The organism is Paenarthrobacter sp. 22069 (assembly GCF_052046035.1).
Classification (GTDB): Bacteria; Actinomycetota; Actinomycetes; order Actinomycetales; family Micrococcaceae; genus Arthrobacter.
In genome coordinates, this window is sequence record NZ_JBQEQF010000007.1 from 160,843 (window position 1) to 183,995 (window position 23,153).

At 66.1% G+C, this 23,153-nt stretch carries 19 protein-coding genes; 6 read left to right on the forward strand and 13 right to left on the reverse strand.

Annotated features, from left to right (window positions below; genetic code table 11):
- Positions 1-481 precede the first annotated feature (481 nt).
- Genes tkt through pgl form a run of 6 tightly spaced genes read left to right on the forward strand, consistent with a single transcriptional unit; the run spans position 482 to position 8,699 of the window.
- Entirely contained in the window at positions 482-2,599 is a 2,118-nt protein-coding gene (gene tkt / locus ACTJK0_RS07840) for a transketolase (protein WP_440744825.1), read from the forward strand.
- A 27-nt stretch (positions 2,600-2,626) separates the two neighbouring features.
- Positions 2,627-3,742: a transaldolase gene (tal, locus tag ACTJK0_RS07845; protein WP_440744802.1), complete on the forward strand. Its 1,116-nt coding sequence runs from the start codon at positions 2,627-2,629 to the stop codon at positions 3,740-3,742.
- 5 nt (positions 3,743-3,747) lie between these two features.
- Positions 3,748-5,379, forward strand: coding sequence for a glucose-6-phosphate isomerase (locus ACTJK0_RS07850; protein WP_440744803.1), 1,632 nt, complete (start codon positions 3,748-3,750; stop codon positions 5,377-5,379).
- 14 nt (positions 5,380-5,393) lie between these two features.
- Positions 5,394-6,953, forward strand: coding sequence for a glucose-6-phosphate dehydrogenase (zwf, locus tag ACTJK0_RS07855; RefSeq protein WP_440744804.1), 1,560 nt, complete (start codon positions 5,394-5,396; stop codon positions 6,951-6,953).
- Entirely contained in the window at positions 6,950-7,891 is a 942-nt protein-coding gene (locus tag ACTJK0_RS07860) for a glucose-6-phosphate dehydrogenase assembly protein OpcA (RefSeq protein ID WP_110543097.1), read from the forward strand. The genes zwf and ACTJK0_RS07860 overlap by 4 nt, the downstream gene beginning before the upstream one ends.
- Positions 7,881-8,699: a 6-phosphogluconolactonase gene (gene pgl / locus ACTJK0_RS07865; protein WP_440744805.1), complete on the forward strand. Its 819-nt coding sequence runs from the start codon at positions 7,881-7,883 to the stop codon at positions 8,697-8,699. The genes ACTJK0_RS07860 and pgl overlap by 11 nt, the downstream gene beginning before the upstream one ends.
- Here pgl and ACTJK0_RS07870 read toward each other — a convergent pair.
- The 13 genes from ACTJK0_RS07870 to uvrA form a co-directional block, all read right to left on the reverse strand.
- Positions 8,652-9,047 carry an RNA polymerase-binding protein RbpA gene (locus tag ACTJK0_RS07870; RefSeq protein WP_110543100.1) on the reverse strand — a complete coding sequence of 132 codons (396 nt, stop codon included), beginning with the start codon at positions 9,045-9,047 and terminating at the stop codon, positions 8,652-8,654. The two genes, pgl and ACTJK0_RS07870, sit on opposite strands and share 48 nt — an antisense overlap.
- A gap of 126 nt (positions 9,048-9,173) precedes the next feature.
- On the reverse strand, positions 9,174-9,431 hold the full coding sequence (gene secG, locus ACTJK0_RS07875; RefSeq protein ID WP_018761260.1) for a preprotein translocase subunit SecG: 258 nt from the start codon (positions 9,429-9,431) through the stop codon (positions 9,174-9,176).
- A gap of 48 nt (positions 9,432-9,479) precedes the next feature.
- Positions 9,480-10,295: a triose-phosphate isomerase gene (tpiA, locus tag ACTJK0_RS07880; RefSeq protein ID WP_110543102.1), complete on the reverse strand. Its 816-nt coding sequence runs from the start codon at positions 10,293-10,295 to the stop codon at positions 9,480-9,482.
- Between the two features lie 109 nt (positions 10,296-10,404).
- A complete protein-coding gene (locus tag ACTJK0_RS07885; RefSeq protein ID WP_440744806.1) occupies positions 10,405-11,631 on the reverse strand; it encodes a phosphoglycerate kinase in 1,227 nt (408 codons plus the stop codon).
- Between the two features lie 10 nt (positions 11,632-11,641).
- The gene (gap, locus tag ACTJK0_RS07890) at positions 11,642-12,652 is read right to left on the reverse strand and encodes a type I glyceraldehyde-3-phosphate dehydrogenase (protein ID WP_043454782.1); all 1,011 of its coding nucleotides are present in this window, start codon (positions 12,650-12,652) and stop codon (positions 11,642-11,644) included.
- Positions 12,653-12,911: 259 nt separating this feature from the next.
- Complete coding sequence (locus tag ACTJK0_RS07895; RefSeq protein WP_110543106.1) at positions 12,912-13,538, reverse strand: superoxide dismutase; 627 nt, start codon at positions 13,536-13,538, stop codon at positions 12,912-12,914.
- A gap of 101 nt (positions 13,539-13,639) precedes the next feature.
- On the reverse strand, positions 13,640-14,620 hold the full coding sequence (whiA, locus tag ACTJK0_RS07900) for a DNA-binding protein WhiA (RefSeq protein WP_043454785.1): 981 nt from the start codon (positions 14,618-14,620) through the stop codon (positions 13,640-13,642).
- 9 nt (positions 14,621-14,629) lie between these two features.
- A complete protein-coding gene (locus ACTJK0_RS07905) occupies positions 14,630-15,646 on the reverse strand; it encodes a uridine diphosphate-N-acetylglucosamine-binding protein YvcK (RefSeq protein WP_110543107.1) in 1,017 nt (338 codons plus the stop codon).
- Entirely contained in the window at positions 15,646-16,569 is a 924-nt protein-coding gene (gene rapZ / locus ACTJK0_RS07910) for an RNase adapter RapZ (protein WP_110543109.1), read from the reverse strand. The genes ACTJK0_RS07905 and rapZ overlap by 1 nt, the downstream gene beginning before the upstream one ends.
- A 68-nt stretch (positions 16,570-16,637) precedes the next feature.
- Positions 16,638-18,665 carry an excinuclease ABC subunit UvrC gene (uvrC, locus tag ACTJK0_RS07915; RefSeq protein ID WP_440744807.1) on the reverse strand — a complete coding sequence of 676 codons (2,028 nt, stop codon included), beginning with the start codon at positions 18,663-18,665 and terminating at the stop codon, positions 16,638-16,640.
- Positions 18,666-18,749: 84 nt separating this feature from the next.
- The gene (locus tag ACTJK0_RS07920; RefSeq protein ID WP_440744808.1) at positions 18,750-19,418 is read right to left on the reverse strand and encodes a lysophospholipid acyltransferase family protein; all 669 of its coding nucleotides are present in this window, start codon (positions 19,416-19,418) and stop codon (positions 18,750-18,752) included.
- On the reverse strand, positions 19,405-20,121 hold the full coding sequence (locus ACTJK0_RS07925; RefSeq protein ID WP_110543114.1) for an HAD hydrolase-like protein: 717 nt from the start codon (positions 20,119-20,121) through the stop codon (positions 19,405-19,407). The genes ACTJK0_RS07920 and ACTJK0_RS07925 overlap by 14 nt, the downstream gene beginning before the upstream one ends.
- Positions 20,122-20,199: 78 nt before the next feature.
- Positions 20,200-23,124 carry an excinuclease ABC subunit UvrA gene (uvrA, locus tag ACTJK0_RS07930; RefSeq protein ID WP_440744809.1) on the reverse strand — a complete coding sequence of 975 codons (2,925 nt, stop codon included), beginning with the start codon at positions 23,122-23,124 and terminating at the stop codon, positions 20,200-20,202.
- Positions 23,125-23,153: the final 29 nt, after the last annotated feature.

Sequence of the window (23,153 nt, forward strand, 5' to 3'; positions counted from 1 at the left end):
GGTCGTGCGGCCCGGACCCGGGCACGGCACGAAGGGGGAAATGCGCCTGGTGCGTGCAACAGCCGGGGAACTCCGGGCGGCGATAGCGATGCGCACCCGGCGTTGGCCTCCGAATATCATACCGCGCCGCCGGCCGTGTCCCGGCCCCGCCGTATGCGCAGATGATTGCTCGCGGACCGATTCGAGCAGATTAACTCAACCTCACGGAATGGTGATTCACAAAAGGGGAAATTGCGTCCACAACGTGAGATTTGTGCCGCCCGCAGTATGGATAAGAGCTAAGCTGGCACCAGATCAGCACGCAGCAGGAAAGCGGTGGAAAACGCATTCCCGAATCTGTCCGTGACTGGAATCAAGGATCAACGTTTCGATGGTGGACGGCTGGTACGCAGCGGCAGCGGGCGCCACAGAGCGCGCCTTTGACCGAATCCCGTGTACCACCGCCATCAGCACAGAGAGGGGCCCGGTTTTCGTGCCACATTTGGAAGAGCAAGAACTGTCATGGACCAGCTTGGACCAGCGCGCCGTGGACACCATCCGTGTCCTGGCAGCCGACGCCGTGGAGAAGGTGGGCAACGGCCACCCCGGAACGGCGATGAGCCTGGCGCCGGCCGCCTACCTGCTGTTCCAGAAGCTGATGCGCCATGATCCGCGCGATCCCCACTGGCTGGGCCGCGACCGTTTCGTCCTGTCCCCCGGCCACACGTCGCTGACCCTTTACATCCAGTTGTTCCTGTCGGGCTACGGGCTGGAACTGAAGGACCTTGAGGCCCTCCGCACCTGGGGCTCGCTGACCCCCGGACACCCGGAGTACAAGCACACCGCCGGCGTGGAGATCACCACCGGTCCGCTGGGCCAGGGCCTGGCGTCCTCCGTGGGCTTTGCCTACTCGCAGCGCCGCCAGCGCGGCCTGTTCGACGCCGACGCTCCCGCCGGCGAGTCGCCGTTCGACCACACCATCTGGGTCATCGCCTCCGACGGCGATCTGCAGGAAGGCGTCACGGCTGAAGCTTCGTCGCTGGCCGGCCACCAGGAGCTCGGCAACCTCGTGGTCATCTACGACGAGAACCACATCTCGATCGAGGACGACACCGACATCGCCTTCACGGAGGATGTCCTGAAGCGCTACGAAGCCTACGGCTGGCACACCCAGCGGGTGGACTGGACCCGCACCGGTGAATACAAGGAGGACGTCCAGGAGCTCTACAGCGCCCTGCTCGCGGCCAAGGCCGAAACCTCCAAGCCGTCCATCATCTCGCTGCGCACCATCATCGGCTACCCGGCCCCCAAGAAGCAGAACACCGGCAAGATCCACGGTTCCGCGCTCGGCGCCGAGGAAGTCGCAGCGCTGAAGGAAGTCCTCGGCTTCGACCCCGCCAAGTCATTCCAGGTCGACCAGGAGGTCCTGGACCACGCCCGCAAGGTTGTGGAGCGCGGCGCCTCCGAACGCAAGGAATGGGAAGAGTCCTTCAACGCGTGGCAGGCTGCCAACCCCGAAGGCGCGGCACTCCTGCAGCGCATCGAGGCGCAGGAACTCCCCGAGGGCGTCGACGCGGCGCTTCCGGTCTTCCCGGCCGGCAAGGACGTTTCCACCCGCGCGGCGTCCGGCAAGGTCCTGAACGCCCTTGGCCCGGTCCTGCCCGAACTCTGGGGCGGCTCCGCCGACCTCGCCGAGTCCAACAACACCACCATCGAAGGCTCCCCCTCCTTCGTCCCGGCCTCCAAGCAGACCGGTGCCTGGTCGGGAAACCCTTATGGCCGCGTCCTGCACTTCGGTATCCGCGAACACGCCGCGGCATCGATCGTCAACGGCATCAGCCTGGCCGGCAACACCCGCGCGTTTTCCGGCACCTTCCTGATCTTCAGTGACTACCAGCGCCCCGCCATCCGCCTCGGCGCCCTGATGGGCGTTCCGTCGCTGTACGTCTGGACGCACGACTCCATCGGCCTCGGCGAAGACGGCCCCACCCACCAGCCCGTGGAACAGCTCGCCTCCCTGCGGGCCATCGTGGGCCTGGACGTGGTCCGTCCCGGCGACGCCAATGAAGTGGCGGCCGCCTGGAAGACCATGTTGGAAAACCACGCCAACCCGGCAGGGATCGTCCTGACCCGCCAGAACATCCCCACCTGGGAACGCGGCGAGGGCGACGCCGACGGCGATACCTTCGCTTCCACCGCCGGCGTGGCAAAGGGCGGCTACGTCCTGGCCGAGGCATCAAAGGACGGTGCCACGGTTCCGGCCGACGTCATCCTGATCGCCACCGGCTCGGAGGTCCAGCTGGCCGTCCAGGCCCGCGAAGCCCTCCAGGCAGAGGGCATTGCAGCCCGGGTTGTTTCCATGCCCTGCGTCGAGTGGTTCAAGAAGCAGGACGCCGCATACCGGGAATCCGTCCTGCCGGCAGCCGTCAAGGCACGCGTATCCGTCGAAGCCGGCCTTGCCCTCACCTGGCGTGAATTCGTCGGCGATGCCGGCCGTTCGGTCAGCCTCGAGCACTACGGTGCTTCGGCAGACTACAAGCGCCTCTTCCAGGAGTTCGGCATCACGGCGGAAGCAGTGGCCGCCGCCGCCAAGGACTCCCTCTCCAGCCTCCAGGCCTGACACCCAATCTTTGAGGAGATAAACACCATGACTACTCCCACCCAGCAGCTCTCCGACGCCGGAGTCTCCATCTGGCTCGACGACCTCTCCCGCGGACGCCTGCAAACCGGCACGCTCCGCAAGCTCATCGAGGAAAAGAACGTGGTTGGCGTCACCACCAACCCGTCGATCTTCCACGCAGCGATCACCTCCGGCACCGACTACGACCACATCATTGCCGCCAAGGCAGCCGAGGGTGCCAGCGTCGAGGACACCATCTTCGAGATCACCACCACCGACGTCGCCGACGCCTGCGACCTCTTCGCCCCCGTGGCCGCCGCCACCAAGGGCGTCGATGGCCGCGTCTCCATCGAGGTCGACCCCCGGCTGGCCTGGGACACCGCAGGAACAATTGCCGAGGCCAAGCACCTTTACCAGCGCGTCGACAAGGGCAACGTCCACATCAAAATCCCGGCTACCGTCGAAGGCCTCGAAGCCATTACGGCAACCCTTGCAGAGGGCATCAGCGTCAACGTGACCCTGATCTTCTCGCTGGAGCGCTACCGGGCTGTCATCAACGCCTTCCAGTCCGGACTGGAGCAGGCCAAGGAGAACGGCCACGACCTCTCGAAGATCCACTCCGTGGCTTCCTTCTTCGTTTCCCGGGTAGACACCGAGATCGACAAGCGCCTGGACAAGATCGGCACCGACGAGGCAAAGGCCCTCAAGGGCAAGGCCGGCGTGGCCAACGCCCGCCTGGCCTACCAGGTCTACGAAGAGCTCTTCTCCACCGAGCGCTGGGCCCTCCTGGCCGACGCCGGCGCACTCCCGCAGCGCCCCCTCTGGGCATCCACCGGCGTGAAGGACCCGGCCTACCCGGACACCCTCTACGTCACCGAGCTCGTGGCCCCCGGCGTGGTGAACACCATGCCGGAGAAGACCCTGGACGCCACGTTCGACCACGGCGTGGTCACCGGAGATACCGTCACCGGCACCTATGATGAGGCGAACGCAACCCTCGACGCCCTTGAAAAGCTGGGCGTCAGCTACAACGACGTCGTCGCGCTCCTTGAAACCGAAGGCCTGGACAAGTTCGTGGCCAGCTGGAAGGAACTGCTGGCCGACGTCGAAGGCGCCCTCGCCTCTGCACGAAAGGCTTCCTAACACCCATGAGCACTCTCAGCTACGACGCCACAGGCGCTGCCCAGCAGGCGCTTGAACAGCACCTTCCCGCCCTCGTCGAGGACAGGATCGCCACCCGGATCTTCGCGAAGGACCACACCCTGTGGGGCCCGGACGCCGAAGCCGAGTCGGCAGTCCGGCTCGGCTGGGTGGAAGGCGCAACCGTTTCACAGCCTTTGGTCAAGGACATCCTGGAACTCCGTGACGCCCTGCGGGGCGAGGGAGTCAACAGGATCGTGCTCTGCGGCATGGGCGGATCCTCGCTGGCCCCTGAGGTCATCGCGGGTACCGCCGGCGTCGAGCTGACAGTGCTGGACAGCACGGACCCGGACCAGGTCCGTGCTGCCCTTGCGGACCGGCTGGCCGAAACCGCGATCGTGGTTTCATCCAAGTCCGGCTCCACCCTGGAAACCGACTCCCAGCGGCGCATTTTCGAGCATGCCTTCACCGAGGCCGGCCTCGACGCCAAGAGCCGGATCATCATCGTCACCGATCCGGGTTCCCCGCTGGACAAGGCATCCCGCGAAGCAGGGTACCGCGCCGTCTTCAATGCAGACCCCAACGTGGGCGGCCGCTACTCGGCCCTGACCGCCTTTGGCCTGGTCCCCTCCGGCCTGGCCGGCGTGGACATCCAGGCATTCCTGGACGAGGCGGAAGAAGCTGCCGAAATCCTCAACGACGACGCCCCCGAGAACATTGGGCTCGCGCTGGGAGCAGCCCTGGGTGGAACCAACCCGCTGCGTAACAAGATCGTCATCGCGGAAGACGGTTCCGGCATCGTTGGGTTTGCTGACTGGGCCGAACAGCTCATCGCCGAATCCACCGGCAAGCTGGGCACCGGCATCCTGCCGGTGGTGGCAGGTCCGGATGCTCCGGAAGTCACGTCGGGTGCGCCGGACGTCCTGGTGGTCCGCCTTGTCGCCGCGGATGCCGACGTCGAACTCGGCGAGGACCAGGTGGCCATCGCCGGTGGCCTTGCCACCCAGATGATGGTGTGGGAGTTCGCCACAGCGGTGGCGGGCAGGCTGCTGGGGATCAACCCCTTCGACCAGCCCGACGTCGAAGCTGCCAAAGTGGCCGCGCGTGGCCTGCTGGACGCCCAGCCCGAGCCGACGCCCGCCGCATTCGTCGACGGCGCCATCGAGGTCCGCGGCGGCGACTGGCTGGGAGACGCTTCAACTGCTGAGGGCGCCGTCAAGGCGCTGCTGGGCACGCTTGGCTCCGACAGCTACCTGAGTGTCCAGGCCTACTTCGACCGGCTCGCCTTCGCCGAACTCGAGGGAATCCGCGATGAGCTCGCGGCCACCACAGGACGGCCCGTAACCTTCGGCTGGGGCCCCCGCTTCCTGCACTCCACCGGACAGTTCCACAAGGGTGGCCCCGCCATCGGCGTGTTCCTCCAGGTCACTGCCGAGCCCGCCGGGGACCTGGCCATCCCGGACCGGCCCTTCACCTTCGGCGAGCTCATCGCCGCCCAGGCTGCCGGCGACGCGCAGGTCCTGGGTGAACACGGCCGTCCCGTGCTCCGGCTCCACCTGACCGACCGTGCCGCGGGCGTGGCCCAGTTGCAGGACCTCGTCGCTGCCCTGTCCACCCGCGCATCCGCAACCGAAAGCTAAGGCACAGAAGCACCATGCCAGAAACTGAATACGGCAGGAAAGGCGCGGGCCGCGGGCGTAATCCGTTGCGGGATCCGCGTGACCGCCGTTTGAACCGGATTGCCGGGCCGTCGTCACTTGTGTTGTTTGGGGTGACGGGTGATTTGGCCCGGAAGAAGTTGATGCCCGCGGTGTATGACCTGGCGAACCGCGGGTTGTTGCCGCCGAGTTTCGCGTTGGTGGGTTTTGCCCGCCGGGAGTGGGACAAGGAGGATTTCGCCGCCGAGGTCAAGGCCTCGGTCCAGGCACATGCGCGTACGCCGTTTGATGAGGCGGTCTGGAACCAGTTGTCCGAGGGCATCAGGTTTGTCCAGGGCGAGTTCGATGACGATGCCGCGTTCGAGCGGCTGGGCGAGACGATCAAGGAACTGGACGATGTCCGGGGCACCCGCGGGAACCACGCGTTCTACCTCTCGATCCCGCCGAAGGCGTTCGAGCAGGTCTGCCGGCAGTTGTCCAAGCACGGCCTGGCGCAGGCCGATGGCGATAAGTGGCGGCGCGTGGTGATCGAGAAGCCGTTCGGGCACGACCTGGAGTCGGCCCGGATGCTGAACGACATTGTCGAATCGGTGTTCCCGCCGGATGCGGTGTTCCGGATCGACCATTACCTGGGCAAGGAAACGGTCCAGAACATCCTGGCGCTGCGGTTCGCGAACCAGTTGTTCGAGCCGTTGTGGAACGCGAACTACGTGGACCATGTCCAGATCACCATGGCGGAGGACATCGGTACCGGTGGCCGGGCAGGGTATTACGACGGCGTGGGCGCGGCCCGCGACGTGATCCAGAACCACCTGCTGCAGCTGCTGGCGCTGACCGCGATGGAAGAGCCGATCTCGTTCAACGCCGATGACCTGCGCGCGGAGAAGGAGAAGGTCCTCGCCGCGGTCAAGCTCCCCGAGGATTTGTCCACGCACTCGGCGCGGGGGCAGTTCACCGGTGGCTGGCAGGGCGGCGAGCAGGTCCAGGGCTACCTGGAAGAGGAAGGTATCCCGGCCGACTCGACGACCGAAACGTATGCGGCGGTGCGGGTGGACATCCATACCCGGCGCTGGTCCGGTGTGCCGTTCTACCTGCGCGCGGGCAAGCGCCTGGGCCGGCGGGTCACCGAGATCGCGGTGGTCTTCAAGCGCGCCCCGAACCTGTTGTTCCGGGACCATGGCGAGGATGATTTCGGGCAGAACGCCGTGGTGATCCGGGTCCAGCCCGACGAGGGCGTGACCATCCGGTTCGGGTCCAAGGTCCCCGGCACCCAGATGGAAGTCCGGGACGTGACCATGGACTTCGGCTACGGGCACTCGTTCACCGAGTCCTCCCCCGAAGCTTATGAGCGGTTGATCCTGGATGTGCTGCTGGGTGAGCCGCCGCTGTTCCCGCGGCATGAGGAGGTGGAGCTGTCCTGGAAGATCCTTGACCCGTTCGAGGAATACTGGGCCTCGCTGAAGGAGCAGCCCGAGCCCTACGCCCCCGGCTCCTGGGGCCCGGCCAGTGCTGATGAGCTGCTGGCCCGTGACGGACGAACCTGGAGAAGGCCATGATCGTTAACCTGCCCGATACCACCACCTCGAAGGTCTCCAAGAAACTCATGTCCTTGCGCGAGCAGGGCGGCGTGATCGCCCTGGGCCGGGTCCTGACCCTCGTGGTCGTGACCAAGTCCGGGCTCGAGGAAGAAGCGATCGAGGCCGCGAACGACGCCTCCCGCGAACACCCCTGCCGGATCATCGTCCTTGCCGACGCCGGCAAGGACGCGCAGGACCGGCTCGACGCCCAGATCCGGGTCGGCGGGGACGCGGGCGCCTCCGAGGTCATCGTGCTGCGCGGCTACGGCCAGCTCGCCCACGAGTCCGAGTCCCTGGTCGCGGCGTTGCTGCTCCCGGACGCCCCGATCGTGGCCTGGTGGCCGCACGGCGCCCCGGAAAACGCGTGCGAAACCTCGATCGGTGCAATCGCGCACCGCCGGATCACCGACTCCGCGAACGAACCCGACCCCCAGGCCGCGCTCGAACGCATCCACCGCACCTACAAAGCCGGCGACACCGACCTCGCCTGGACCCGCCTGACCAACTGGCGGATCCAACTCGCAGCAGCCCTGGACGAAGTGGACTCCTCACCCGTCACGGCGGTCGCCGTCGAGGGGGCCTCGGACTCACCCTCGACGATCCTGCTGGCCGCGTGGCTCACCCTGACGCTGGACGCCCCCGTCACCATCGTCGCGGACCCTGCCGGGACCGGCATCCGCCGCGTCCGGCTCACCCGCCCCGGTGGCGACGTGCAGCTCTTCCGGCCAGGACTTTCCGTCGCCGAACTCACCCAACCCGGCCAACCCGCCCAACGGATCTCCCTCCCGCGCCGCAGCCTCCGCGACTGCCTCGCCGAAGAACTCCGCCGGCTCGACCCCGACGAAGTATTTGGCGAAGTGATTACTATTGGACTGCCACGTACCAATCTAAGGAGCGTCCGACCCAGTGAGCGTTGACCCACGAGTAAGCATCCATCCTGATTCGTCCGTCCTCATGGCCGCCATCGCGGCCCGCCTGATCACCAAGCTCGTTGATGTCCAGGACAAGTACGGCGAAGCCACCGTGGTGCTCACCGGGGGAACCGTGGGGATCGGGACGTTGAAGGCCGTCGCGGATTCACCCGCTGCGCCTGCCGTCAACTGGTCAAAGGTCAACTTCTGGTGGGGTGACGAACGCTTCGTTGGTTCCGCCGATCCGGACCGGAACACCAAGCAGGCGTATGAGGCGTTGCTGTCCCACATCCCGGTGGACCCGGACCGGGTGCACTCCCCGGGTTCATCGGACGATTTCGGTTCTCCCGAGGAAGCGGCAGATGACTACGCCCGCCAGTTGCGGGACGCCGCAGCAGCGGAGCACGCCGCCGACACGTCCGACGACAGGCCGGAGGAACCGTCAGCGCTCCCCCGGCTTGACGTGGTGCTGCTGGGCGTGGGGCCCGACGCCCATATCGCCTCGCTGTTCCCGGAGCAGGCCGGCATCCGTGAGAAGGACCGGACGGTGGTGGGGGTGCGGAACTCCCCCAAGCCGCCGCCGCTGCGGATTTCCCTCACACTTCCCGCCATCAATACGGCGGCGGAGGTATGGATGGTTGTGGCCGGGGAAGACAAGGCCGGCGCGGTGGGACTCGCTCTGGCGGGTGCCAACCCCGTGCAGGTACCTGCCTCGGGTCCCCGGGGGACCTCACGCACCCTGTGGCTGATCGATGAGAACGCGGCCTCACGCGTCCCGCAGCAGCTGGTCCGGAAGGACGCCGCGGGCGCGTAGCTTCTCCAGCGCTCCGGCCAGGACGTCTTCGGCGTCCTGGTCGGAGCGCCGTTCTTTAACGTATTCCAGGTGCGTCTTGTAACCCTCGTCAAAAAGGTCCTCGGGGGGCGCGGCCTGCCCGTCCCGCGTGGCCGGGGCTCCGCAACGCCTGCAGTCCCAAGTCCGGGGAATCTGGTCTTCGGGCATTTTAAGGAACACGGGCTGGGTCTCATGCCCGTTCGCGCACCAGTAGGACACCCGGATACGGGGTGGGGGCTGGGAGGACGAATCGTTCGGTTGCAGGCTCGATCCCGAACCTGCAACCACTCCGGCGCGGGTTCCCCGGAAACCTGATGCTGGATGGACCATACCAACTCCTTGACGTTAGGCGCCGTTAAACGAAAAGACTGTGGCTGCCGGAAACCGACAGCCACAGTCTAAGGGGCAGGTCCAAGGGCCGGGAGGGCCGAAAGTACCTTGTGCCAGGCCCTGGGGTCAGGAGTCCCCGCCGCCGCTGAACCGCATGATCAGGCCGAGGGCGATGATCACGACGCCCCAGGTGACACCGAGGACAATCGTGAAGCGGTTGAGGTTCCGTTCAGCCACACCGGAAGAGCTGAGGCCTGAGCTCATGCCGCCGCCGAACATGTCGGACAACCCACCGCCGCGGCCCTTGTGCAGGAGGATCAGCAGCGTCAGCAGGAGGCTGGTGATGCCCAGGAGGATCTGCAGGATGACATGAAGAACGTCCACGACGGCCTTTCGGAAGTTGGGATTGCGGGAGTGTGCGCTGGTACGGGACTAGTCCGCGACCAGGTGGCTCTCGAACCTGACAATATTAGCAAACTCGGCAGGGTCGAGGCTGGCGCCGCCCACCAGCAGGCCGTCGACGTCCCGTTCCTTCAGAATGGCGGCCGCATTGTTGGCTTTGACCGAACCGCCGTAGAGCAGGCGGGTCTTGGCGGCGACATCGGCATCGAAGATGCTTTCCAGTTCCGCGCGGATGGCGGCGCACATCTCCTGTGCATCCCCGGGGCCGGCCACCTCGCCCGTGCCGATGGCCCAGACCGGCTCGTAGGCCACCACGAGTTCCGCTGCCTGTTCATTGGTAAGTCCTGCCACCCCGGCCCGGAGCTGCTGCAGGGTGTGCTCCACGTGGGTCCCTGCCTGGCGGATCTCCAGGCCCTCGCCGACGCAGAGGACGGGGGTGACGCCGTGCTTGAACGCGGCCTTGACCTTGGCGTTGAGGACGTCGTCGGATTCGTTGTGGATGGTGCGGCGTTCGCTGTGGCCCACCAGGACGTACTTGCACCCGAGCTTGCCCAGGAACTGGCCGGAGATATCGCCGGTGTAGGCGCCGGAATCGAACTGGGACAGGTCCTGGCCGCCGTAGGCGACCTGCAGGTCGTCGCCCTGGACCAGGGTCTGGACCCCACGGAGGTCGGTGAACGGCGGGAAGACTGCCACCTCAACACGGCTGTAGTCATGCTTGGCGTCGGAGAGGGTCCAGGCCAGCTTCTGCAGGAGGGTGATGCCCTGCACGTGGTCCATGTTCATTTTCCAGTTGCCCGCGATGAAGGGCTTGCGGTCAAAGGCGCCGTTCGTTGACGTAGTCACGTAATCTCCAAAAAAGTTCTTGATATGTGTTCGGCCGGCAGGCTGCCGCGGGCAACCTGCCGGCCGGAGGACTGCGTAGTCCGGTTACTGCGGGACAGCAGCGCGAGTGCTACCGGTCCAGGACGCTGAGGCCCGGAAGTTCCTTGCCTTCGAGGTACTCCAGGCTGGCGCCCCCGCCGGTGGAAATGTGGCCGAACTGGTCATCGCTGAATCCCAGGGTGCGCACGGCCGCAGCCGAATCGCCGCCGCCGACGACGGTGAAACCGTCGGTGGCGGTGAGTGCCTGGGCGATGGCCCGGGTGCCTGCCGAGAATGCCTCGAATTCGAAGACACCCATGGGGCCGTTCCAGAAAGCCGTCCGGGCCGTCTTGATCCGTTCGGCAAAAGCAGCCGCGGTGTCCGGCCCGATGTCCAGGCCGATGCCCTGGGCGCCGAAGCTGCTGCCCTCGATGGCGTCGGCTGCCACGGTTTCATGCCTGGCGTCCGCGGCGAACTTCTCTGCCACGACCACATCCGTGGGAACCACGAATTCCGTACCGGCGTCCGCTGCCCGCTTCAGGTAGTCCTGGACCACGGGGATCTGGTCCTCCTCGAGGAGGCTTGAGCCGACCTTGTGGCCCTCTGCCGCCAGGAAGGTGAAGAGCATTCCGCCGCCCACCAGGATGGTGTCAGCCTTGCCGATCAGGTTGTCGATGACGGCGAGCTTGTCCGAGACCTTCGAACCGCCGAGCACCACGACGTAAGGGCGCTGGGTGTCGCTGGTCAGCTTCTTGAGGACCTCCACCTCGGTGTGCACCAGGTCGCCCTGGTACGACGGCAGCCGGGTGGCGACGTCGTAGACGCTTGCGTGCTTGCGGTGCACGGCGCCGAAAGCATCGTCCACGAAAGCACCGTTGGTGCCGGTGAGGGCGACCAGTTCGTCGGCAAAGGCGCCGCGCTCGGCGTCGTCCATGCTGGTCTCGCGCGCGTCGAAGCGGACGTTCTCCAGGACCAGTGCTTCACCGTCCTGCAGGGCCGCGGCCGCAGCCTTGGCCGCGTCACCGACGGTATCGGCTGCCAGGGTGACCTTGAAGCCCGCCAGCTCGGCGAGGCGGTCCACTGCGGGACGCAGGGAGTACTTTTCATCAGGGGCGCCCTTGGGGCGTCCAAGGTGGGCTGTTACCAGCACGCGGGCACCGGCGTCCGTGAGCTTTGCCAGCACTGGGAGCGAAGCCTTGATGCGGCCGTCGTCAGTGACTGTAGAGCCGTCGAGCGGCACATTCAGGTCACTTCGAACCAGAATGTACCGCCCGCGGACACCTTCAGCGATCAGTTCGTTGAGGGTGTGAGATGTCATGTGTCTAACCCTAGCCCAGCTTGGATGCCACGAGCTCCGTAAGGTCCACGAGGCGGTTGGAGTAGCCCCATTCGTTGTCATACCAGGAAACAACCTTGACCTGGTTGCCGATGACCTTGGTCAGGCCGGCGTCAAAGATCGAGGATGCGGGGTCGCCGACGATGTCCGAGGACACGATGGGCTCTTCCGTGTAGGTCAGGAAGCCCTGCAGTTCGTCGGACTCGGATGCACGCTTGAGGGCTGCGTTGACTTCCTCCACGGTGGTTTCGCGGGAGACCGTGACGGTGAGGTCGGTGGCGGAGCCGGTGGGCACGGGGACGCGGATGGCGTAGCCGTCCAGCTTGCCCTTAAGCTCGGGCAGGACCAGGCCGATGGCCTTGGCGGCACCGGTGGACGTGGGCACCATGTTGATGGCGGCCGCACGTGCACGGCGCAGGTCCTTGTGCGGGCCGTCCTGCAGGTTCTGGTCGGCGGTGTAGGCGTGCACCGTGGTCATCAGGCCACGCTCGATGCCGAATTCGTCGTTGACCACCTTGGCCAGCGGGCCGAGGCAGTTGGTGGTGCAGGACGCGTTGGAAATGATGTTGTGCTTGTCGTTGTCGTAGAGGTTGTGGTTGACACCCATCACGATGGTGATGTCCTCGTCGGACGCGGGAGCGGAGATCAGGACCTTCTTGGCGCCGGCTGCGATGTGCTTCTGCGCATCGGCTGCCTTGGTGAAGAAACCGGTGGATTCGATGACGATGTCCACGCCCAGTTCGCCCCAGGGGAGGTTGGCAGGATCGCGTTCCGCCAGGACCTTGACCACGTTGCCGTTGACGACGATGTTGCCGTCCTTGACCTCGATGGTTTCCTTCAGCCGCCCGCCAACGGAGTCGTACTTGAACAGGTGTGCCAGCGCTTCGGGGCTGGTGAGGTCGTTGACTGCAACGATCTCAAGGTCCGCGCCTTGGGCAAGTGCTGCGCGGAAGTAGTTGCGGCCAATGCGGCCGAAGCCGTTGATACCAATACGGGTCGTCACTTTTACAGTCTCCTTGGTGCTTTGAGAAGCACTACTAGTTGAGCGGGCGTTCAAGCCAACTAACAGATCCCGCACGCCATTGGGCAGAGATGATTAACACGGAGGGCGACCAGCCTCATTGCTGAAGGCTAACCGCCTTCCGTGACCTATCTTACGTTTAACTGGGTCCGCCCCCGCAAGTGCAGGGGCGGACCGTCCACATCCCGGCCGGTTTAAGTCCGAATGTGAAGTTTGTTACAGCGGGGTATAACCCGGGTCACTACGGGAGGGTGATGAGACCCGTGGCGTTGGTGCGTGCGGCCTCGAAGCGCTGGGCGACATCCGCCCAGTTGACGATGTTCCAGAATGCCTTGACGTAGTCGGCCTTCACGTTGACGTAGTCCAGGTAGAAGGCGTGCTCCCACATGTCCAGCATCAGCAGCGGGGTGGTGCCCAGTGCCGTGTTGCCCTGCTGGTCGTAGAGCTGTTCGATGACCAGGTTGCCGCCGATGGGTTCGTAGGCGAGGAAGCCCCAGCCGGAGCCCTGGAGGCCAAGTGCCGCTGCGGAGAACTGGGCGCGGAAGGCGTCGAAGGAGCCGAACGCGTCGTCGATCGCGGCAGCCAGCTCACCTTCGGGCTTGTCGCCGCCGTCCGGGGAGAGGTTCTTCCAGAACACGGAGTGGTTGATGTGGCCGCCGGTGTGGAACGCGAGGTCCTTCGACAGACGGTTGATGTTGGCGAAGTCGCCCTTTTCGCGGGCCTCGGCCAGCTGGGCCAGCGCGTTGTTGGCACCTGCCACGTATGCGGCGTGGTGCTTGCTGTGGTGCAGTTCCATGATCCGCGCAGAAATGTGCGGTTCGAGGGCGGCGTAGTCGTAGCTGAGTTCCGGCAAAACGTACTCGGTCACAAAATCCTCCAATATCGTGGACCCAAGGTCCGGTTGGTACCTCTCGGATTGTGCATCCGGGCAGCGGGTGCCCGGAATCCTTTTTTGATTCTAGGGGGCGCTTACTCGTCCAGCATTTCCGGCGTCACATTGGCGTCCGTGCCGGGGATCCCCAGGTCAAGGGCTCGCTTGTCGGCCATGGCGAGCAGGCGGCGGATGCGGCCGGCAATGGCGTCCTTGGTCATGACGGGGTCGGCAAGCCGGCCCAGTTCATCCAGGCTTGCCTGCTTGTGGGCCACGCGGAGTTCGCCCGCGTATTTCAGGTGGTCCGGCACGTCGTCGCCCAGGATTTCCAGGGCCCGCTCCACCCGCGCGCCGGCGGCAACGGCTGCCTGCGCGGAGCGGCGCAGGTTCGCGTCGTCGAAGTTAGCGAGCCGGTTCGCCGTGGCCCTGACCTCCTTGCGCATGCGGCGTTCCTCCCAGACCATCAGCGCGTCGTGCGCGCCCATGCGGGTCAGGAGCGCTGCGATGGTGTCCCCGTCGCGGATGACCACGCGGTCCACTCCCCTGACTTCGCGGGCCTTGGCCTGGATGTCCAGGCGGCGGGCAGCGCCCACCAGGGCCAGGGCGGACTCAGGGCCGGGGCAGGTGACCTCCAGCGACGACGAGCGGCCGGGTTCCGTGAGCGAACCATGGGCCAGGAACGCACCGCGCCAGACGGCCTCAGCGTCCGCGGCCGAGCCATTGACGACGGCGGACGGCAGCCCGCGCACGGGGCGCCCGCGGCCGTCCAGCAAGCCGGTCTGCCGAGCCAGAGCCTCGCCGTCACGGACTACCCGGACCACGTAGCGGCTGGCGCGGCGCAGTCCGCCGGCAGACACGACGATGATTTCGCTTTGGTGTCCGTACACCTCGGCGATGGCGGCGCGGAGCCGGCGGGCAGTGGACGCCAGGTCCACCTCCGCCTCGATGACGATCCGGCCCGAGATGATGTGTAATCCGCCGGCGAACCGGAGCATGGCCGAAACTTCAGCCTTGCGCACTGATGACTTCTTGATGTCCAGACGGGACAGTTCTTCCTTGACCGATGCTGTCAGTGCCATGGCACCTTCCTAACTGTTCCCAAAAATGTCCTGGTACGCCGTGGCCAGCCGGAGCGGCTCGTGGACGGGGCGGCGTCCCGACGCCCCTACTTTACCCAAGACCACCTCGGCGCCGATCATGCCGGCCGCCTTCTCGAACTCCTGCCGGTCCGGTACGGACGCCGGGTCCGCGAGGACGACGTCGACGCTGAACTCCGGGGCGTACCGGCGCAGGACGTGCAGATGGTCTGCGGCCGTCATGCCGGATGTCTCCTTGGTGTCTGTGGCGAGGTTCATGGTCAGGCACCGCTTGGCCGGTGTGCCGCACAGGGCCTGCCGCATTTCCGGCAGGAGCAGGTGCGGCAGGACCGACGTGTACCAGGAGCCCGGGCCCAGGACCACCCAGTCCGCCAACTCGATGGCGGTCAGGGCGTCCGTGCAGGCCGGCGCCGCCTTGGGCAGGAGCCGGACTTCCTCCAGCGAACCGGCCACAGCGCAGCGCGCCTGGCCGCGGATGGTCTGCAGCGCGGTTCCACCGTCAGGGGCGGTCACCCGGACATCGCCCTCGATGGTCAGCGGGACGGTGGACATGGGCAGGACCTGGCCGCGGGCACCCAGCAGGGCGCCGGCCCATTTGAGCCCGGCCACGGTGTCCCCCAGCAGTTCCCAGAGCGTGATGATCAGCAGGTTGCCCATGGCGTGCTCGTCCAGCGACCCGCCGGGGCCCTTGCCGGGGCGGAACCGGTGCTGCATGACGTCACGCCAGGTCCGGCCCCAGTCGGTGTCGTCGCAGAGCGCGGAGAGCGCCATGCGCAGGTCACCGGGCGGAAGGACGCCGTACTCCTCGCGCAGACGCCCGGACGAGCCGCCGTCGTCCGCCACTGTCACCACCGCGGTGAGCTCGGAGGTGAGCAGGCGCAGGGCAGAGAGCGAGGCCGCCAGGCCGTGGCCGCCGCCCAATGCCACCACGTTGGGACCCTTGTCCTGCTGCCCTGGGCCTTTGCCGGCCGGCGGCACCAGGGGCAGGGCTCCGGTGAAAAGCGCCATTATTCGCGGCCCAGATCCCGGTGCGCGGTGGTCACCGTGACCCGCGGGTATTGCGCGAGCTTCTTGGAAAGCTCGACGGCCACCGCGACGGAGCGGTGCTTGCCGCCGGTGCAGCCGACGGCGATGGTGGCATAGTGCTTGTTCTCCCTGCGGTACCCCTCCAGGACGGGTTCCAGCGCCAGGACATAGCGGTCCACGAAGTTCTTGACGCCCTCCGCTTCCAGCACGTAGTCGCTGACGTCCTTGTCCAGGCCGGTCAGCGGGCGCAGCTGGGGCACCCAGTGCGGGTTGGGGATGAACCTGACGTCCGCCACGTAGTTGGCATCGACCGGCAGGCCGTACTTGAAACCGAAGCTCATCACGTTGAGGCGCAGGGCCACGGGCCCGGTTTCGCTGAACAGTTCGGTGATGGCGGTGGCCAGGCCGTGGACGTTGTAGTTGGAGGTGTCCAGGACGACGTCGGAGCTGTCGCGCAGTTCCTGCAGCAGCTCGCGTTCGGCGGCGATGCCGTCGAGGATGCGTCCACCGCCTTGGAGGGGGTGCGGACGGCGTCCCTGTTCGAAGCGCCGGACCAGGACGTTGTCGCTGGCGTCCAGGAACAGGACGCGGAAGGTGACACCGCTGGCGGCGAGTGCGCCAAGGGCTGCACGGATGTCGGCGAAGAGGCCCTTGCTGCGGACGTCGATGACCACTGCCAGCCGGGGAATGGACTGCGGGGCATGCGAGACGAGTTCCGCCAGCGTGCCCAGCATCTGGGGCGGGAGGTTCTCCACGACGTACCAGCCGTGGTCCTCCAACGCGTCGGCGGCGGTGCTCCGGCCGGCGCCGGACATTCCGGTGACCACCAGCAGCTCCGCTTCGAGCGGCTTGACGGGCTCCAGGCCCTCGGGCCCCGCTCCGGATTCCGCCGTCGTGTCTGCCATGAAGCCTGCCCCGTTTCCTTGTTGTCCCCTGGGCAACCGCAGTGGCGCCGCCCCGTCCTTTACCCTAGCTAAGATTCAATAATTTCGCCGGTGGTCATGTTGATGGCCGGCACGGCCGCACCCCCGGTCCCGTCTCCGGCGAAGTGGTTCACGATGGCGGTGGCCAGCGCCGGGCCGATGCCCTTGGCGTGCGCAAGCTCTTCGGCGCTGGCCGCCTTGACGCCCTTGACGGATCCGAAGTGCGCCAGCAGGGCCTTGCGTTTGGAGGCGCCCAGCCCGGGGACGGCGTCGAGCGCGGACACCGTCATGGCCTTGCCGCGCTTCTGCCGGTGGAACGTAATGGCGAAGCGGTGCGCCTCGTCGCGGATCCGTTGCAGCAGGTACAGCCCCTGCGAGGTGCGGGGCAGGATCACCGGGAAGTCGCTGTCCGGCAGCCACACCTCCTCGAGGCGCTTGGCCAGGCCCACCACGTAGACATCGTCGATGCCGAGGTCTTTCAGGGCCCGGGCCGCGGCATTCACCTGCGGCTGGCCGCCGTCCACCACCACCAGGTTGGGCGGGTAGGCAAATTTGGCCTTGGGTGCAGGCGTGGTGGTGTCCAGGACCGTGCTTGCCAGGACCGGCTTTGCGGCGTCTGCGTTTTCCGACGGGTCCGCGGGGCCGGCGGCCAGGACTGACTCGTCCACCTGGGCTGACTTGTCCTGCAGGTAGTGCCGGAACCGCCGGGTCAGGACGTCGTGCATCGCGGCCGTGTCGTCGGCGGCAGCGGGACCCGTGATCGAGAACTTGCGGTAATCCGATTTCTTGGGCAGGCCGTCCTCCACCACCACCATGGAGGCCACTACGTTGGTGCCCTGGACGTGGGAAACGTCGAAGCACTCGATCCGGAGCAAGGGCACCGGCAGGTCCAGGGCTTCCTGGAGTTCCTGCAATGCCTGGGACCTGACCGTGATGTCGCCTGCGCGCCGCGTCTTGTGCAGTTTCAGGGCGTGTTCGGCGTTTTCGCGGACGGTGGACATCAGGGCGGCTTTGTCCCCGCGCCGGGGCACCCGGATGTCCACCTTTGCGCCCCGGATTCCGCCCAGCCAGGTGGCGAGGTCTTCAGCGTTGCTGGGCTCCACCGGGACCAGGATTTCGCGGGGCAACCGGCCGTGGGTGTCGCCGTCCTCGCCATAGACCTGCAGCAGGAGGTGTTCCACCAGGTCGGGGGTGGTGAAGTCCTCCACCTTCTCCACGACCCAGCCGCGCTGGCCGCGGATCCGGCCGCCGCGGACGTGGAACACCTGGACGGCGGCTTCGAGTTCGTCCTCGTGCAGGGCGAACACGTCCGCGTCGGTGTCTTCGGACAGCACTACCGCGTTGCGCTCGAAGACTTTGCGGAGCGCCGTGATGTCGTCGCGCAGCCGCGCCGCGTGCTCGTAGTCGAGTTTTGCTACGGCGTCTGCCATCTGCTTTTCGAGCTTGCTGATGAATCTCTTGGCCTCGCCGCCCATGAAGGCGCAGAAGTCCTCGGCCAGGGCCCGGTGGTCTCCGGGCGAGATGCGCCCCACGCAGGGCGCGGAGCATTTGTCGATGTAGCCCAGCAGGCAGGGCCTGCCGCTGGCCTCGGCGCGCTTGAAGACGCCCGCGCTGCAGCTCCTGACGGGGAAGACCCGCAGCAGGGTGTCCATCGTTTCCCGGATGGCGCCGGCCGTGTAGGGGCCGAAGTAGCGGGTCCCTTTCCGCTTGTCCCCCCGCATGACCTGCACCCGGGGATACTTTTCGTTCATGGTGACGGCGAGGTAGGGATAGGTTTTGTCATCCCGGAACACCACGTTGAAGCGGGGTTTGAACTCTTTGATCCAGGTGTATTCCAGCTGCAGCGACTCCAGTTCGCTGCCCACCACGGTCCATTCGACGCTGCTGGCCGCGTGGACCATGGCGTAGGTCTTCGGCAGCAGCCCGGCCGGATTGGCGAAGTACGAGTTCAACCGGGACCGGAGGCTTTTCGCTTTGCCCACGTAAATGACCCGGCCGTGCGGATCGCGGAAACGGTAGACGCCGGGGTTGGTGGGGATTTCACCGGTTTTGGGCCGGTAACTTGCTGGATTTGCCACCTATCAAGTCTACTGAGTTGCACGCGGCCCATTGACAGCTGGGCCCCATTGGCAGCGGAATTCCGCCGCCAACGGGGCCTGCGGCTATTCGGCAGCCTTGCTCTGGTTGTAGCTGGCCGAACGTTCCTGGCCACTGAGCCCGGCAATTGCGTCCATGATCCGGTCCGTGACTTCCCGGCGGGCGGGCAGGGAGTGGTCCGGCCCGGTCTTGTCGAAGTACAGAGGTTCACCCACCTTCATGGTGAAGTGCTGCGGCCTCACCCCTTTTTCCCCGGCGCGCTGGAGCTTTTCGGTGCCGATCAGGCCCACCGGGATCACGGGGGCGCCGGTGGTAAGGGCAAGCCAGCCGACCCCGGTCCGTCCCCGGTAGAGGATGCCATCCCGGGAACGGGTGCCCTCGGGGTAGATGCCGATGCCGCGGCCGGCTTCGAGGATGTCCAGCAGGGTCTTGAGCGCCTGGACGCTTGCGGCCTGTTCGCCGCGCTCCACCGGTATGGAGCCCACGGATTCGAAGAAGGCCTTCATGACCTTGCCCTTGACGCCGCCGGTGGTGAAGTACTCGGCCTTGGCGAAGAAGGCGACCGGCCGGGGCATGAGGGCCTGGACGATCACGCTGTCGAAGAAGGAGAGGTGGTTGGGGGCCACGATGAAGGGTCCGTCGGAGGGGACGTTGTCGAGTCCGACGACGGTGGGCCGGCAGGAACCGGCGATCAGGTTGCGCGTGGTCCAGCGGACGGCATCAAACATTTCCATCGTTGCTCACCCCGCTCATGGCCGCTGTGTGGATGGCCTGGAGCCGTTCGATGACGGCCACCAGCTCGTCACCGGTGCTGACGACGGCGACGGAGCCCGCCTCCTCCAGTTCCCCGAGAGGAGCGAAGCCCCAGGCGACGCCGATGCAATCCAGGCCGTTGGCGATGGCTCCGGCGACGTCCTGGGCGCGGTCCCCCACCATGATGGCGTGCTGGGTGTCCAACTCCCGGAGGGCGGCGGCAATGATCTGGGTCTTGCCCAGCGGCACGCCCTCCACAGCTGCCTCATCGTCGGCGGAGCCGTGGATGCCCTGGAAGAACCCGTCAATGCCGTGGTGCGCCAGCACTGTGCGGGCCAGCCGCTGGGGTTTTTGGGTGGCCACCGCCACGGGCCGACCCGCTGCCGCGAAGGATTCGAGGATGTCCCGGATGCCCGGGTAGAGCCGGCTCTGGCCGATTCCCGACGCGACATAGTACTCACGGTACCGGCGGACCACTTCTCCGAGTTGGTCCGCCGGTACCTTTGCCAGGTTAAGCAGTGAGTCGCTGAGCTTGGGGCCGATCATCGTATCGAGCAGTTCCTGGCCGGGAACCGGGAGCCCCAGCTCCCGGAGGGCCGATGCGATTCCCTCAGTTATTCCACCGGCCGGATCGACAAGAGTGCCGTCCAGGTCAAAGATCACGGGCACAGTTGTTGAAGTCACCGGGTTAGTTTCTCACGACAGCAGGAGTGCCTGAAACTCACATTCCCTTGCAGGAATATTCCGGCGGAATTTCTCCCGTCAGCCCAGGATCTCCGCCAGGAACTTCCCGGTGTGGCTCGTGGTGGACTTGGCCACCTGCTCCGGTGTTCCCGCCGCCACGATCTGGCCGCCGCCCGAGCCGCCGTCCGGGCCCAGGTCCACCAGCCAGTCGGCGCTCTTGATCACATCGAGGTTGTGCTCGATGGTGATCACCGTGTTGCCCTTGTCCACCAGCCCCTGAAGGACCATCAGCAGCTTGCGGATGTCTTCGAAATGCAGCCCCGTGGTGGGCTCGTCCAGGACATAGATGCTGCGTCCGTTGGAGCGCTTCTGCAGTTCCGCGGCAAGCTTGACGCGCTGCGCTTCACCGCCGGACAGCGTCGTGGCGGGCTGGCCCAGGCGGACGTAGCCCAGGCCGACGTCCACCAGCGTGTTGAGGTGGCGGGCAATGGGCGAGAACGCCGCGAAGAACTCGGCACCCTCCTCGATGGGCATGTTGAGGACGTCGGCGATGGTCTTGCCCTTGTAGTGCACCTCGAGTGTTTCCCGGTTGTACCGGGCGCCGTGGCACACTTCGCACGGGACGTAGACGTCCGGCAGGAAGTTCATTTCGATCTTCAGCGTGCCGTCACCGGAGCACGCCTCGCAGCGGCCACCCTTGACATTGAACGAGAACCGGCCGGGCAGGTAGCCGCGCACCTTGGCCTCGGTGGTCTCTGCGAAGAGCTTGCGGATGTTGTCGAAGACACCGGTGTAGGTGGCGGGGTTGGACCGCGGGGTACGGCCGATGGGGCTCTGGTCCACGTGGACCACCTTGTCCAGGTGCTCCAGTCCCTGGACGGTCTTGTGCCGCCCGGCCACCTGCTTGGCGCCGTTGAGCTTGTTGGCCAGCACCTTGTAGAGGATCTCGTTGACGAGCGTGGACTTACCCGAGCCGCTCACGCCGGTCACCGCCGTGAACAGCCCCAGGGGGAAGGCGGCGTCGACGTTCACCAGGTTGTTCTCGCGGGCACCGACAACCTTGATTTCGCGCTTCTTGTCATATTTGCGGCGCTTTTTGGGCACCTCAATGGCCTTGCGGCCGGACAGGTAGTCGCCGGTCAGGGATTCCCTGTTGTCCAGCAGTTCCTTGTAGGTGCCGGAGTGGACCACCTGGCCGCCGTGCTCCCCGGCCCCCGGTCCGATGTCCACGATCCAGTCGGCGACGTGGATGGTGTCCTCGTCGTGCTCGACGACGATGAGGGTGTTGCCCATGTCGCGGAGCCGGGTGAGTGTTTCGATGAGCCTGCGGTTGTCCCGCTGGTGCAGGCCGATGGACGGTTCGTCGAGGACGTAGAGGACCCCCACCAGGCCGGAACCAATCTGGGTGGCAAGCCGGATGCGCTGCGCTTCACCGCCGGAAAGGGTGGCGGATGGCCGCTCAAGGTTGAGGTACTCCAGGCCGACGTCCAGGAGGAAGGTGAGGCGGGCCTGGATCTCCTTGAGGACCTGGTGGGCAATCTGGGCCTCACGGCCGGTCAGCACCAGGTTGTTAAGGAAATCCGCGCACTCCCTCATGGGCAGGGCGGCCACCTCGGCAATGGACTTGCCATTGATCAGCACTGACAGGGATGCCGGGTTGAGGCGGGCCCCATTGCAGGCGGGGCAGGGAACCTGCCGCATGTATTCCTCGTAGCGGTCACGGGCCCAGTCGGAGTCGGTCTCCCCGTGCTTGCGGTGCACGTACTGGATGGCGCCTTCGAAGCCGGTGCTGTATTTCCGTTCACGGCCGAAGCGGTTGCGGTACTGCACCACTACCTTGTGGTCCTTGCCGTGCAGGATGGTCTGGCGCACATCCTTGCCCAGCTTCTCCCACGGCGTGCTCATGGAGAAGCCGACTTCCTTGGCGAGGCCTTCCAGGAGCCGGTTCCAGTATTCAGTGGTTGCGGTCCCCAGCGACCAGGGAGCGATGGCGCCCTCGGACAAGGACAACTCCGGGTTCGGAACGATCAGTTCTTCATCCACCTCGAGCCGGGTGCCGATGCCGCTGCAGGCGGCGCAGGCACCAAAGGGATTGTTAAAGGAGAAGGAACGCGGCTCGATCTCGTCGATGGCGAGCGGGTGCTCGTTGGGGCAGGCGAGGTTTTCGGAGAACGCCCGGATCCGTCCCGGCGCGTCAGCCTCAACATCGACGAACTCCGCCAGGACGCGGCCCTCGGCCAGTCCCAGCGCGGTCTCAATGGAGTCGGTGAGCCGCTGGCTTATCCCTTCCTTAACCACCAGGCGGTCCACCACAACCTCGATGGTGTGCTTGAACTGCTTGCCAAGCTTGGGGGGATCACTCAGCTGGACCAGGTTGCCGTCCACCCGTGCCCGGGAATAGCCCTTTGCGCTGAGTTCCTTGAAGAGGTCCACGAACTCGCCCTTGCGCCCGCGGACCACGGGCGCCAGGACCTGGAAGCGCGTGCCCTCGTCGAGTTCCAGGAGCTGGTCCACGATCTGCTGCGGCGTCTGCTTGGATACCGGCTCCCCGCACACGGGGCAGTGCGGCCTGCCCACGCGCGCCCACAGGAGGCGCATGTAGTCGTAGATTTCGGTGATGGTGCCCACCGTGGACCGTGGGTTCTTGCTGGTGGATTTCTGGTCGATGGACACCGCAGGCGAGAGCCCTTCGATGAAATCGACGTCAGGCTTGTCCACCTGGCCCAGGAACTGGCGGGCGTAGGCGGACAGGGACTCCACATAGCGCCGCTGGCCCTCGGCGAAGATGGTGTCGAACGCCAGCGAGGACTTGCCGGAACCGGACAGGCCGGTGAACACGATCATGGCATCGCGCGGCAGGTCGAGGTCCACGTTGCGCAGGTTGTGCTCCCGCGCGCCCTTGACCACGAGGCGGGAGAGGTCCGGGCGCGCCGGAGCGGCAGCGGCGGGGACGGCGGCGGCGATCGAAGAGGCAGGGGTTTCTTCAGCTAAGGCTTTAGGCACCCCATTATGCTAATCGAAAACTTTTTCGA

Excerpts from the sequence above, each read along its gene's own strand:
- tal (WP_440744802.1), top strand. The coding sequence starts at position 2,627 with ATGACTACTCCCACCCAGCAGCTCTCCGACGCCGGAGTCTCCATCTGG.
- ACTJK0_RS07850 (WP_440744803.1), top strand. The coding sequence starts at position 3,748 with ATGAGCACTCTCAGCTACGACGCCACAGGCGCTGCCCAGCAGGCGCTT.
- zwf (WP_440744804.1), top strand. The coding sequence starts at position 5,394 with ATGCCAGAAACTGAATACGGCAGGAAAGGCGCGGGCCGCGGGCGTAAT.
- ACTJK0_RS07860 (WP_110543097.1), top strand. The coding sequence starts at position 6,950 with ATGATCGTTAACCTGCCCGATACCACCACCTCGAAGGTCTCCAAGAAA.
- ACTJK0_RS07870 (WP_110543100.1), bottom strand. The coding sequence starts at position 9,047 with ATGGTCCATCCAGCATCAGGTTTCCGGGGAACCCGCGCCGGAGTGGTT.
- ACTJK0_RS07885 (WP_440744806.1), bottom strand. The coding sequence starts at position 11,631 with ATGACATCTCACACCCTCAACGAACTGATCGCTGAAGGTGTCCGCGGG.
- whiA (WP_043454785.1), bottom strand. The coding sequence starts at position 14,620 with ATGGCACTGACAGCATCGGTCAAGGAAGAACTGTCCCGTCTGGACATC.
- ACTJK0_RS07905 (WP_110543107.1), bottom strand. The coding sequence starts at position 15,646 with ATGGCGCTTTTCACCGGAGCCCTGCCCCTGGTGCCGCCGGCCGGCAAA.
- rapZ (WP_110543109.1), bottom strand. The coding sequence starts at position 16,569 with ATGGCAGACACGACGGCGGAATCCGGAGCGGGGCCCGAGGGCCTGGAG.
- ACTJK0_RS07920 (WP_440744808.1), bottom strand. The coding sequence starts at position 19,418 with ATGGAAATGTTTGATGCCGTCCGCTGGACCACGCGCAACCTGATCGCC.